The sequence below is a fragment of the Bythopirellula sp. genome, from assembly GCF_041737835.1.
GTDB lineage: Bacteria > Planctomycetota > Planctomycetia > Pirellulales > Lacipirellulaceae > Bythopirellula.
The window spans coordinates 72245-85841 of sequence record NZ_JBGSQY010000001.1 but is presented as its reverse complement, the minus strand read 5'-3'; the positions used below and the strand labels follow the sequence as shown (position 1 = coordinate 85841).

The following is a 13597-nucleotide window of genomic DNA, read 5'->3' as shown; positions in this document are numbered from 1 at the left end:
GCCAGAAAATGCCGGTGGTCCTAGTCCGTCCCCAGATGGCCAATGAGCAGCCGTGAGCCACAATTGTCGATTAACTGCTTGAACGACAACGACTTACAGATTTGATGTTTACCGCATCGGCATTCCGCAAACGTACTTATTCAGGCTTCGTCGCAGACTTTTCTTGCTCGGCCGCGGGCTCATCGCTGAGTTTAGAGAGGGAATCTTCAACTTCTTTGAGCCGCTCTTGGGCCGTCTTATGAGCCTCCTCAGCAACCTGCAAGTCAGTTTTGAGACGGTTCGCTTCCGCTTCCGTTTGCTTGAGCAGCTCAGCGAAATCTTGCTTCTGCTCTTCCAAACGCTTGCGCGCAACCACGGGATGGTCCCATCCCAAGTTCCACTCCAAATCAGGCTTCTCTTTGCCAAACGCCGCCGCGGCGTCATAGGTAACGTGGGTTTTCCATAAGTAAAGCTTTTGCAGCCGCTGCAAAGATTTGAGCGGTTCCAGCACCGCATCGGTCACCCCCGTGCCATACAAATTGAGCGACTCCAAACGCTCCAACCCCTCAAGATTCTTAGCCGCGGCATCGGAGAAAGACGAATTCTGAACGTTGAGCGCCGTGAGATTCGTCAGTTTGGCTAGCTCACTCCAACCGGCACCGGTCGCTTGCGCATTTTTCAGATTAAGCATCATCACCTGCGGCGCCACGCTGGCGAGCAGTTTCATCGTTTCATCCGTTGGGGGTTGAGGAGCAACAACGAACGTCACTTCGAGCAGATTGCTCCCCGAGTACAAATTCATCACCTTGGCCCCCGACTTGATCAATTGATCGATCGCCTCCTGCGGCGCGGCGGGTACCTCGGGAAGCGGCAACGGCTCCAAAGCCGGTTGCTCAGGGGGAGCCGCTACTTCGGCAGGGGTATCAGCAGCAGGTTGATCCGCGGCAGGTGCCACAGCAGCTGTGAACGGCGCCCCCTCCTTGATCCACGCGGCGATCAAATCAATGGAATCTTGATCCAATGGATCGGCCCCCTTGGGCATTCGCTTCTTGTCGTCTTTCGGCAAAACGAGCCGCTCATAGAGCTCGCTCTGATCGGGTTCACCCTTGGTGAGCAAATGAGCGTCTGCCGCCCACTTTTCTTCAATCCCTGCCGCGGAGTCGAGCTTCAACTTCCCCATCGCCTTGTCGGCGTTATGGCATTTGACGCAGTGCGACTCGAAGATCGGGAGAATCTCTTTCTGGAAATCAACTCCACAGACAGGAGCAGCAACCAGCAAGGCAATTAGAAATGCGTAAGACTGTTTCATGATACGTTCTCAAGTCAGAATGTCGTGCAGCACGTGAGCTTCTTCCACGCCCGTGAGCCGCATGTCGAGTCCTTGGAATTTATATGTGAAGCGTTTGTGATCGATTCCTAACTGGTGCAGCATCGTTGCATGTAAGTCCCGTACGTGCACCGGCTTATCTACGGCATGATAACCCAATTCGTCGGTGCCGCCGTAAGAAATTCCGGGGCGAATGCCGCCACCCGCGACCCACATCGAAAAACCTTTGATATGGTGATCACGCCCGGGGCCACCCTTGCCTTGGTACATCGGCGTACGGCCGAATTCGCCGCCCCACACCACAAGCGTTTCTTCCAACATGCCGCGCTGTTTGAGATCCATAATCAACGCAGCACTCGCCTGATCAGTGCAGCCGCAGCACGTGTGCATGTGCTTCACCAAATCGCCATGGTGATCCCAGTCACGATGATAAAGATGAATGAATCGCACACCGCGCTCCGCTAAGCGCCGCGCGAGCAAGCAATTCGAGGCAAACGAACCGTCCCCTGGCACGGCCCCATACATTTTGAGGATGTGCTCGGGCTCGTCGGCCAAATCCAAAAGTTCCGGCACCGAGGTTTGCATGCGAAATGCCGTTTCATATGCAGCGAGTCGCGCCAGCAACTCGGGATCTTGCGTTTGCTCGTGATGGTGGGAATCAAGCGCGCGCACGCTGTTGACCACTTGCTGCTGCAAATCGTCGGAAACACCGGCGGGGCTTTCGATGTAGTACACCGGCTCGCCACTTGAATTGAACGGAACGCCTTGGAATTGGCTTGGCAGAAAACCGGAACCCCACATCCGCGGCGCGATCGGCTGCGGATCGCGTCCCCCTTCGCTTGTCATCACGACAAAGCCTGGCAGCGATTGATTGTCGGAACCCAATCCGTAGTTGATCCACGAACCCATCGATGGCCGGCCACTGATCGCCGTACCCGTGTTCATAAACGTGTGGGCCGGATCGTGATTGATCTGCTCGGTGACCATCGACTTGATAATGCAAATGTCGTCGGCAATCTGGCGATGAAACGGCAAGAAATCGCTAATCGTCTGACCATTTTGGCCGTAGCGGCCAAACTTCGTGAGCGGACCTTGCGCTTTGAGCACCTGACCTTGTAGCTGAGCAATCGGTTGGCCAGCGGTGAACGAATCCGGCATCGGCTTGCCGTCGAGTGCAGCGAGCTTCGGCTTGTAGTCGAAGGTTTCCAAATGCGAGGGGCCGCCCGACATGTACAAAAATATGACTCGCTTCACCTTGGCGGGAATGTGTGGCAATCCCGGGATCGCCAGTTGCGGACTTGCTGACGCGCGGCTCAGCGAATCGTGGTTCAACAACGTCGAAAGCGCGGTCGCACCCAAACCGAAACCGGCACGGGACAAAAACGTCCGGCGGCTGAGTTGATGTTGGTAGGCAGCAAAGTGCGAAGGATTCATGGTTAATTCCGCGTGGTCGTTTCGCTCATATTCAAAATTGCGCGCGAGACGCTCGTCCAAGCGGCAAGCTCGTGGCGTGACAAATCCGCGCCGACGTCCGACATACCAATGGCCAGCAACTCATCGCTGGCCGTTGGCTGGCTCGCAAAATGCGCGCGACTTGCTTTGAGCAACTCTTGCAAGACGCCACGCTCCGTCTCATCCGGGGACCGCGAAGTGGCCTTTTGAAACGCAATTTGAATTCGCTGCTCGTCAGAAGTCTGAGAGTCGTTGGCCAACACTTCCGCGGCCAAACCGCGTGCCGCTTCAATGCTGTTGGGATCGTTGAGCAAGGTCAAGGCGGCCAAGGCCGTATTAGAACGTGGTCGACGAGCGGTGCATTCTTCGCGCGTCGAGGCGTCGAGCGCTTTGAGCATCGGATGCAAAAACGTCCGCTGCCAGTGCATGTAGACGCCACGCCGCCATTGTTCGCTGCCTTGATCTTGCTCATATTCCCGCTTGGGGAAATTCAAATAGCGAAAATACTTGGGGGGTTGATAAGGCCGCACGCTGCGTCCGCCCACCGTTTCGTCAAGCAGACCACTCACCGCCAAGAGCGTGTCGCGCACCGATTCCGCTGGCAAGCGAAAACTGTTTTGCCGTGCGAGCAGCACATTCAGCGGATCGCGTTGCCTGAGTTCTGGCGATGTGAGCGAGCTTTGCCGATAGGCGTTGCTCATCACGATCAATTTCAAAATGTGTTTGGTATCCCAACCACTGTCGACGTATTCAACGGCTAAGTTGTCGAGCAACTCCGGATGCGAAGGCGGTTCACCCTGTCCGCCTAAATCATCAAGCACCCGAGCCAATCCCTCGCCAAACAGCATCGCCCAATAACGATTGACCATCACGCGTGCCGTTAATCCACCGACACCTTGCTCGGTATCGGTGAACCAATTCGCCAGATCCAATCGCGAAGCACGAGTTGGCTGACTTTTGTTGACTTCGCCTAAGAACTCCGGGATCGCTGGATCGACAATCGCACCACTTTCATCCTGCCAATCGCCACGAGCTTGCACGCGTACCGTTCGCGGCTCGACGCTGTGCGAAATCATCGTCGGGGATTTTTGTTTGGCCAATTCATCGCGTTCTTTCTGCAACGCGACGCGGGAAGGATCGTCTTCCTGCAGCGTGACGATTTGTTTGTCCAGTTTGGCAAGTTGCTCGCGTTGGTAAACACTGAGAACTTCCAATTCCGGTTTACGAAGCGTCGGCGACGTGTCCAAACCGCCGCGATCGGAACGCAAATGGGCCTCATCGTCGACGTCAGCAAAGAATGCTCCCAATGCATAAAAATCCTTAGCCGTGTAAGGATCGTATTTATGGTCGTGGCATTGCGCACAACCAACCGTGGCTCCCATCCAGACCTGCGAAACATTCCGCACGCGGTCAGCAAGGTAAATCGCCCGATATTCTTTCTGCTGTACCCCCCCCTCGTGCGAGGTTTGCAGCAGCCGATTGTAACCCGAGGCGATCAATTGATCTTCAGTCGCGTCCGGCAACAAATCTCCCGCAAGCTGCTCACGTGTGAATTGATCGAACGGCATGTTCGTGTTGAAGGCATGAATCACGTAATCGCGGTACGGCCAAATGTTGTGCAACTGATCGCCGTGATAGCCCACCGTGTCGGCAAAGCGCACCAGATCGAGCCACGTCATCGCCATCCGTTCGCCATAATGGGGCGACGCGAGAAGTTGATCCACCAACTTTTCGTAAGCGGCCTCGCTTGGATCCGCGACGAACGCATCCACCATTTCTTGCGACGGTGGCAAACCGGTGAGATCAAACGACAACCGCCGCACAAGCGTCACGGCATCGGCGGGTTGATTGAGAGAAATACCTTCTCGCTCCAGTCGTGAAATCACAAAATTGTCGATCCAATTCCGTGCCGCCTGCGCATTCTTGATGGGTGGAACATCATGCCGCCGCGGCGCCACATAGGACCAAGCCGGTGACCATTTGGCACCCTCCTTAATCCAACGGGTGAGCAATTCGATTTGCTCGGGCTTGAGTTCTTTATCCGCATCGGGCGGAGGCATGCGATCGATGTCGTCGGTCGAAACGATCCGCTTCCAAAATTCGCTCGACTCCGGGTCGCCCGGCACAATCGCTGCATAACCCCCACGATCCGCCAGCGCTGCTTCTGCTTGATCGAGCCGCAAGTCGGCTTCCCGGGTCCCGGAATCGGGGCCGTGGCAACGAAAGCAATTCTCCGACAGGATCGGCCGGATGTCGCGGTTGAAGTCGACCTCGTTGGCCCAAGCACAATGTCCAGCGACGAACACTGCTATCAGCGTCAAATATTTCAGTGATAGCCAACAATTGCGAGCCACGCTCACCTCGGAAAAGTGTGTAGGACGAGAACTTGCATTCTATCCTGCAATTACAGCATGACCAATTCCCGAAAATGCGCAGCAAAACTCGGAAATACTGCAATTTCAGAGGTCACTTGAACTCTCATTCGCTGCCACCGTGGCGATTCGCCGCATGTGAAGCTGTAACGGTTGTACTGAAAGTTCTCAGATTGCTGCTCCTAACGGTTCGATCAACTTGAACAGCCGAATGCCCCGGCAGAGGGTGCTAGCAATCGGCCCTCGTCTACTTATTACCTGCCCGAGCAGATCACGGCCAAGAACATCAGAAGGCAAACCTGCATGAGGCGAAACACGCAAAGCCTATTGGAAAGAACGTGGTTGGGGATCGCCGCGGTCGTGGGACTGAGCGCGCTCGTCGGCTGGTGGCATGCACAGACGCCATCAATCCTCGAACAGACTGACGATTCGCACATCCAACTCATCAGTGGCGAACTACCCAACGACAACTTCGGGCAGATCGAGCAAGCGCTCGCGCAGGCCGGCTGCCCCGGTTGGATGGTGTTAGCCATCGAAGGTCCCCAAGCCCTTGGCGGTGAAGTGGTACCGCCCGAAGTTCGGACCGCCAGCGCGAATGTCCCCAGCGTCCGCTATCCGCACCCTATAAGAGTTGCGATGAACACGAGCGCGCAACCCCGCGTGATTTCGCAACCCACTTCAGCAAGCAACCCCAACGACCTCCTCGACGGCGTCCCCGACCTCCTCTGGAAGAGCGATGCCGCCACAGGCGAGCCCGCTTCAGCGGGCGGTGCTGAGAACAATACTCAACCTCCCCACCCCCCCATCGAACTCCCCCCGACCGAAGACGAAACACCCATCCAACTCCCCGATGTCGAGCAACCCGTCACCACTGACGATTCCATCACGCCCACGCCTCAAGAAGAACCCAAGCCCCTACCCTCGACCGGCCAAGAATCGCTCCCGCTACCTGTGAGCCCCTTCACACCGGCACCGGTGCCCAATAATCTCGCGCCGCATAGCGTGAAGCCTCAACAGACAGCATCGGCCGGTTCCAAAGACAAACAAACCTACTGCGAATTCGTCGCCGAATCGCTTTACCCTTCGGCCTTCGAATGCGCGAAATGTCACCAGAAACTTTTCGACGAGTGGAGCATCTCGAGCCACGCCTATGCGTCGGTCTCTCCCATGTTCCACAAGTTCGAGCAGAAAATTTATGACCTCTCCCAAGGGACGATCGGTTATTTCTGCTATCGCTGTCACTCGCCCGTTGGCACGAGCTTGGGTATCTCCCGCGCAGCGCCAATTTGGGATGTCCCCCAAGTGGTTCGCGAAGGGGTCACCTGCGTGGCCTGCCATCGTGTGAATGAACGCTACGGCAAAGTGAACGGCGAACGCCGCATCGAGCCAGGCGACGTTTTCGCCCCGGTTTACGGTTCCATCGGTGGCAGCGGCGTTGCCGAGGTGATCGCTCGCAAGAATGAATTCAAAGTCAAAACCTCGCCCGACGAGCCAGGCCCCGGCCAAGACATGCACGTCGCGGGCTTCTACTTTGATCAACTTTCAAAACCTGAATTCTGTGTGTCGTGCCATCAAGTGGCCGTTCAACCGGGCATCAAGCTCGAAGTCGTGTGGGAACAATACCGCGCCTCACCGGCGTGCAAAAAGGGGATCTCGTGCCAAGATTGCCACATGGGTCGCATTCCCGGCGTAGCGAGCGGTTACGAAGTGGGCCCCGCGGCGCTCGTGAACGACAAGTCGGTGAACAACCATCGCAAGCACGCCAACCATATTTTCTATGGTCCCGGCTATTCCATCGCGCATCCCGGCATCTTCCCACACAACAAAGATGCCTTGCGTTGGACCGTGCAGGATTGGTTGCTCTTTGATTTTCGCGCCGGTTGGGGCACGGAAGAATTTGAAGACCTCGTCGACGCCGGGCAAATTCAAGTCACTTTCCCGCCGGTGTGGGAAGAAGCCGACGACCGCTACGACGCGCGGGAAATCATCGACGACAATCTCAAGCGCCTCGACGCCAAGCGGCTCAGCCGTCAGATGGTCATGGAAAATGGCTCGCATGTGGATGGACCATTTTTTGATACCCCGCTCACTCGCGGGCAAGATCTCAAATTGCACTACATCGTGACCAACACCAACGACGGCCACAACATGCCTTCGGGCTCACTGGGAGCCCAACCGCAACTCTGGATCAACGTGGTGCTGATCAACCCGCACGGACAGCGCGTGTGGGAATCGGGCTACTTAGACAATTGGGGAGACCTGGCCGACATTCACTCGGTCGATGTACGCAACAAACGCTTGCCGTTCGATTGGCAGTTGTTCAACTTACAAACCATGTTCCTGATCACGGGAGCAAAAGGAACCGATCGCGAGTTCTTTCTTCCCGTGAACATCGACTTCGATCAGTTGCCCTACCTGCGGCCGGGGGCCCAGCCAATCTCGGTGATGAATCATCCGCCGTTCATCCGCATGGAGGGCCGTTCGCTCGCACCGCTCGGTTCCCGCCGTGCTCCCTACAAGATTCCCGCTCACTTGCTCCAGGAACCTGGCAGATATCGCCTCAGCTTTCGGATGCGAATGCGCACCGAACCTATGTATTTCATGAGGTTCTGCGAATCGACCCCCGAGATGATGCGCACCATGCAGGAATGGACGCTCGATTTCCACCAATCGTCGTTTGAGTTCGTGATTCGCTAACTGTTTCGCTATGCCAAGTAACCGCACCAACTCGCGATTCGCACGAGCTTGCCACATTGTCGGCATGTTCCTGGCTGTTGCTGCGCTTCACACCCACGCGGCATACGCCCAGTTTTATTACACGCCGATTGCGACGGAATCACCGTCGTCGAATAGTGCCGGACTCGCGATGCTGCCGCCGGTAGCGGACACTCCCGAACCCCTGCCGCCGGTGAGTTCCACTGCCGACGGCCCAACGGCTCCTGCTCCAACAAACCAGCAATCCGCTGCCTCCGAATGCCGTCCGTTGCCACCCGTTTTGGGCAATATCTACGGACATCGTTCGTCGATCCTGCCCCGCTGGACGCGGCCGCCGTTGGAATCGCCGCTGCTCTTCAGTCCTTTCGTGGGCTATCCCGTGGTAACCCGGCCGATTGTCGGCCCGCCCCTTTTGAACTGTGGCCCCGATTGTGAGCAAACCCCATTGTTCGTGCCCCCACCGGCTGACCCGGGTTACATGCGCGGGCCAACTCGCTATGGTTTGACGGCACCCATACCTCCGGTAGTTGTGTCGGCCCATGCTCCCCCGTGGGAATGCATGCCATCGCCCGCCGAACTCAAGGGGGCAACGCTCGAGGTCGGCAAGCACGTTTACGATCCGTGCAGCGCACCTACGCAGTTCCACGGCGATGACTTCACGCCACCGCCTTACTTTGGCAACTTCGGTTGGGACCCCAACGGCGAACTCGCCATTTATGGCAACAAGCATCTCGACCGCGTGCAGCGGCCAGCCATCGAATGGGGTCTACCGTTTTACGACACCGGTCCCCTGCCCCGTTCTGGCACGGAACTGGGACTCACGAATCTCGTGATGAAAAAGTTTTATGTGTACGGCGACTTCCGCTCGGCAGTCGCTTTCAATCAGAACATCGGCAACGAGCAAACCGTCTGGGGCAACCGACTAAATCTCGAACTTGATTATTCGTTCACAGCCACCGAGCGGATCCACATGTTCCTCGGCCCACTCGACGACGGCAACGATTTCACCGGACTAATCTACGATCAAGGCACGGTCAAATTTGAAGATGCCTGGGATGCTTGGAATCTGCAAACCGATACGCTCTTTTTTGAAGGCGACCTGGGTTACATCCTGGGTGGCTTGAACAATCAGGAAGCATCCTTCAACCTGCCGTTCGCCGTGGGTTTGATTCCGCTCGTGTTTCAGAACGGCATTTGGTTTGAAGATGCGTTCGTTGGCGCGGCGGCGACCATCCCCGCCCGCAATAACCCGTGGCTCGATTGGTCGAACTTCGACACGACCCTCTTCGTCGGTTTCGACGAAGTCACCAGCAATTTGGCTTTCGAAGGGAGCACCCGTGCGGCCGATGTCGTGGGCTTCACCACCTTCATCGAAAGCAAGGGAGGCTACATCGAAGCCGGCTACGCTTATCTTGACGACACCCAAAACGAAGGCCGGAGTTACCACAACATTGGTGCGAGCTATACCCGCCGCTATTTGAATCTGGTTTCTAACTCCGTGCGAATGATCGCCAACACAGGGCAAGGCGGCCCGCGCAGCCAGCGGACCGCCGATGGCTTGTTGCTCTTGATGGAAAACAGTTTCCTCACCCGCAATCCGTACAACGTCATTCCCTACGTGAATCTGTTCGCGGGCTTTGGGCACCCCCAATCCGTGGCGCGCTTACAAGGGCCACTCAAGAACACCGGCATCAACTTCGAAAGCGATCTGCTCACCGGCTACCCCACGCTCGATGATTCGGGCCAGAACACGTACGGTGCCGCAGTGGGCGTCGACTTGCTGGGAAATAACTTCGAACAACAACTCATCGTCGAAGCCGCCGCGCTGCAAACGATGGGGAGCCCCGAATTTCGCAATGCCCCCGGCGACGAATATGGCTTTGGCGTGCGTTATCAGAAGCCGTTGAGCCACACGCTCATCCTCCGCGCCGACGCGATGTACGGCATCATCAAAGATGCCAACGACATCACCGGCGCGCGTATCGAGCTTCGTCGCAAATTCTAAGCGTATGGTCCCCTCACCGCCGCGGCGTTAAGATGGTGGTTCCCTCCACCACTTGGCCCTTTCCTCGTGAGGCAATTCTTGGCCATGCATCGCAAACTAATCTGTGCGTTTCTATTGTTTCTGCTTCCGCCATCTGTTTGCCCACATCTATTGGCAGACGAAGCGCCCATTGATGCCGACGTTTTGCTCGTGGGGGGCACCATTCACGATGGCACTGGCGAAGCCGCCAAGGTCGGCGATGTCGCGATCCGCGGCGATAAGATCGTCGCTGTGGGAAAATTCGCGACCGACAAAGTCGGCAAAACGATCGACTGCAGTGGCTTGATCGTCGCCCCCGGCTTTATCGATCTTCACAACCACAGCGACTTTGAACTCGAAACCGAAAAAGAGGAGTCGGGAGAAGCCGCCGCCACGCGGCCGATCCTCGCTCCGGAAACACGCTCGTCGGCTTGCTATCTCACTCAGGGCTGCACGACGCTCGTCACTGGCAATTGCGGCGGCGGTGCCCTCGACATTAAGCAGTACTACGAGGAACTCGAAAAGACTCCGCCGGGCATTAACGTCGCCCAGCTCATCCCTCAAGGGAGCGTCCGGGCCAAGGTGATCGGTGAAACCCGCCGCGCGCCGACCGACAAAGAGCTTCAGCAGATGCTTGACCTCGCTCGACAGGGAATGCTCGACGGCGCGTGGGGAATGACGACCGGCCTGCAATACGTCCCCAGTGCGTATGCCACGACCGACGAAATCGCGGCCATGGCCAAAGTCGTCGGCCAGCACGGCGGCTTCTACGCCAGCCATATCCGCAACGAAGGGGATACGCTGCTTGAATCGATCGAAGAAGCCTTGGCCATCGGCCGCAGCGGCAATCTGCCCGTGCACGTCTCTCACTTCAAAGCCAGCAACAAACCGAACTGGGGCAAGGTGCGAGCCGGGGCGGCCTTGATCGAAAAAGCACAAGCCGAGGGAATGCGCGTCACCGCGGATCAATACCCTTATGACGCCAGCAGCACGTCGATCACCGCGATGTTGTTGCCCGATGAAGAACGCGAAGGGGGCGACGAAGCTCTCATCAAGCGGCTCAATGATCCGAAACAAATCGCGCGGTTGCGGCCCATCATCGAAGAATCGCTAGCCAAGCGTGGACGGATTATGGTTGCGCGTTGCCCGCAGTATCCGCAGTGGATCGGCAAGCTCATCGAAGAAATTGCCAAGGAAGAGAATCGCACCGACTTCGACGTGGCACTCGACATCTTACGCACCGGCGACGAAGCGGGCGTGAGCTTCAGCATGGATGAGGCCGACGTGCGCTATGTGATGACCTTGCCTTGGGTCGCCACGGCCTCGGACGGTGGCGTGAAGATCGACGACGGCACGCGGCCCCACCCACGCAGCTTCGGTACATTCCCCCGCAAGATTGGTCGCTACGCGATTCAAGAACAAGTCATTCCCTTGGAACAAGCGATTCGCAGCGCCACGGGACTCGCCGCGGAGATTCTGGGAATCACGAACCGCGGCTATTTACGCCCTGGTCAATACGCCGATGTTGTCGTGTTCGATCCGCAAACTTTCCGTGATCTCGCAACGTTTGAATCGCCGTTTGAAACTTCCACGGGTGTTGATTACTTGCTAGTCAACGGGCAGCTTGCCATTGATGATGGCCAATTGGCAGTCACCGATGCCGGTCGGCCGTTGCGCAAGCCTCAGTAGAGTGTTTTTTTAAAGCTCCTTTCGAGCATGAGGCGCTAGCCGAGGGTTCTGGAAATGTCTCGTATGGTTTGCCGTGTTCAACCGTCAAAGAACCCCACGCTAGCGCGTTTGGGCTCAGTCACAGATCGGAATGCACCGCAAACGGATGCTCAGTCGCTTGCTTTCATCGGCACATGATTTGCCCTTCTCTTTTCATCAAGCGAATCTCTCGCGACCCAGGTACTCAATTCCACTTTTCAAGGAGCAAATGCCATGGCACGGCAAGTTCAACGCAATGTAGATAAGCGAAACGATCGTGATGCGAACCCTGACGCGATCACAGGCGAACCCGGTTCTCACCCCGTCGGTGCGGGACTTGGTGCAGCAGCTGGCGGGGCAGCGGCCGGAGCGGCCGCTGGAGCAGCAGGTGGACCCATCGGCGCGGCAGTTGGTGCCATCATCGGCGGAGTTGCGGGCGGATACGCTGGCAAAGCAGTGGCCGAGAAAATTGATCCGACCACCGAAGCCGCTTATTGGCGCGATGAATATCGTAATCGAGACTACTATAGCGCTGATCTCGATTACGAAGCCGAAGTGGCCCCCGCCTATCGCTATGGCTGGGAATCACGCGGTAATGCTGAGACGGACAATTGGGACGCGGTCGAAGAAAACCTTCGTAGCAGATGGCAGTCGTCTCGCGGCAATTCGACGCTTGATTGGGACCGAGCCCGCCCGGCCGTTCGAGATGCTTGGAACCGCGTCGACGCGCACTATGGGGATGTGGATGAGACCGCGCCAGCGAACAGGCCTCGGTGAATTTTAACCGACGACCATTGATAAGGTGTCGGGAGTCCTAAAGACTCCCGACACTTTTTCTGGAAAGATATAGAGGCCTTCCCTACTTGGAAATGAGTAGATCGACACTCCGTGTCGAATCCAATCACGACATGGAATGTCGTGCCACACTCCAACTCTCGTGATAATACTTTGGCACCTTATTATCAGCCGCGGTGTGATAGAGAAGCGGAATTCGTATCCTTACTTGGCCGTCAATTCAACGCGATGACCATCCGGATCAACGACCACCGCCCGGCGTCCCCAGGGAGCATCGGCAGGTTCAGATATTGAACTCCCCCCAGCGCCCACAACAGCCTTGTAAGCATCGTCAACCGATGATACTGCAAATCCAACCCGTGTAGCGCTGGTGATGCCACCTTCGTTCTGTAAGGGATAAATCTCAAACACATGCCCATCAACTTCGCTAGCAAGATGCTCTGGCCCCTTACCATGCGCATGACGGACAAAGCTCAACCCCAAAGCACTGTAAAATAAATGTGCTTGATCGAGATCTCGACTTCGCAGAACAACCAAGTTGCAAAACGGAGACGTATTAATCATGGCTTGATTCTCGAACGATAACTAACCTATTAAACCAAAGCTATCAGCACTTGACCGGCGACAAAATAGCGCCGACAAATTATTCTTATCCGAAACAACAAAGGCCGTCGCTATGACTCAGATAGGAAAAGCCTCTCACAACAATGGCAAACAGCAGGAAAAATTGCCTGTAGAGAGCACGCTATTCGTCCCGCAACATAAAAGAGTAAGTGAAGATCGCTAGGCCAACAAACAGAAACGAACTTATCCAGGCCTTAAATCCGAAATCCGTGGCATCAAATAGTTCATGTTCTGCTAACTTAAAAATAAATGCACCTGAAACCAGCAATATTGAGACGCCACGCATCAAGAGTACGCGCCGACTATCCCCAAACCAAAACACCAGCGCTGTTAGCATCAGTATTTGTAACAGAACCCCAATTACACTAAACAGCAAATACAAATTACCTGCTGCTGTTGAACCAGCACAAGTGAGTACGATTGCCCCAATCAGTAATTCAATACCCCTGTAGTTGTCATCACCTTTTATTCCTGTCGGCACAAACAGCGACGACAACCAAAGGATGACACCGAGCCATACAGTCCATTTAACAAATGCTTCCTTAAGAGAGAATTGCAACTTGCCTTTGTTGTGAGACATATTCTTATGCACAGAGAGGGAGA

Annotated in this window: 9 protein-coding genes; 4 read left to right on the top strand and 5 right to left on the bottom strand. The window is 56.1% G+C overall.

What is annotated here, in order from left to right; translation table 11 throughout:
* Positions 1-136: 136 nt before the first annotated feature.
* The 3 genes from AC6T8Q_RS00310 to AC6T8Q_RS00300 are packed head-to-tail and all read right to left on the bottom strand — an operon-like array spanning position 137 to position 5112.
* Positions 137-1288, bottom strand: a complete 1152-nt coding sequence (locus AC6T8Q_RS00310; protein WP_500677191.1) for a c-type cytochrome domain-containing protein — start codon at positions 1286-1288, stop codon at positions 137-139.
* A gap of 9 nt (positions 1289-1297) precedes the next feature.
* A complete protein-coding gene (locus tag AC6T8Q_RS00305) occupies positions 1298-2740 on the bottom strand; it encodes a DUF1501 domain-containing protein (RefSeq protein ID WP_500677190.1) in 1443 nt (480 codons plus the stop codon).
* Between the two features lie 2 nt (positions 2741-2742).
* The gene (locus tag AC6T8Q_RS00300; RefSeq protein WP_500677189.1) at positions 2743-5112 is read right to left on the bottom strand and encodes a PSD1 and planctomycete cytochrome C domain-containing protein; all 2370 of its coding nucleotides are present in this window, start codon (positions 5110-5112) and stop codon (positions 2743-2745) included.
* A 321-nt stretch (positions 5113-5433) separates the two neighbouring features.
* Here AC6T8Q_RS00300 and AC6T8Q_RS00295 point away from each other — a divergent pair, with 321 nt between their 5' ends.
* From AC6T8Q_RS00295 to AC6T8Q_RS00280, 4 genes are all read left to right on the top strand, one after another.
* Positions 5434-7827 (top strand): multiheme c-type cytochrome, encoded by a 2394-nt coding sequence (locus AC6T8Q_RS00295; RefSeq protein ID WP_500677188.1) that lies wholly within the window; start codon positions 5434-5436, stop codon positions 7825-7827.
* A gap of 10 nt (positions 7828-7837) precedes the next feature.
* Positions 7838-9850: a hypothetical protein gene (locus AC6T8Q_RS00290; RefSeq protein WP_500677187.1), complete on the top strand. Its 2013-nt coding sequence runs from the start codon at positions 7838-7840 to the stop codon at positions 9848-9850.
* A 150-nt stretch (positions 9851-10000) separates the two neighbouring features.
* A complete protein-coding gene (locus AC6T8Q_RS00285) occupies positions 10001-11557 on the top strand; it encodes an N-acyl-D-amino-acid deacylase family protein (protein ID WP_500677186.1) in 1557 nt (518 codons plus the stop codon).
* Between the two features lie 252 nt (positions 11558-11809).
* Positions 11810-12352, top strand: a complete 543-nt coding sequence (locus AC6T8Q_RS00280) for a hypothetical protein (RefSeq protein WP_500677185.1) — start codon at positions 11810-11812, stop codon at positions 12350-12352.
* Positions 12353-12574: 222 nt separating this feature from the next.
* Here the strand turns inward: AC6T8Q_RS00280 and AC6T8Q_RS00275 are convergent, their stop codons facing one another.
* A complete protein-coding gene (locus AC6T8Q_RS00275) occupies positions 12575-12934 on the bottom strand; it encodes a VOC family protein (protein ID WP_500677184.1) in 360 nt (119 codons plus the stop codon).
* Between the two features lie 181 nt (positions 12935-13115).
* Positions 13116-13574 carry a hypothetical protein gene (locus tag AC6T8Q_RS00270; RefSeq protein ID WP_500677183.1) on the bottom strand — a complete coding sequence of 153 codons (459 nt, stop codon included), beginning with the start codon at positions 13572-13574 and terminating at the stop codon, positions 13116-13118.
* Positions 13575-13597 lie beyond the last annotated feature (23 nt).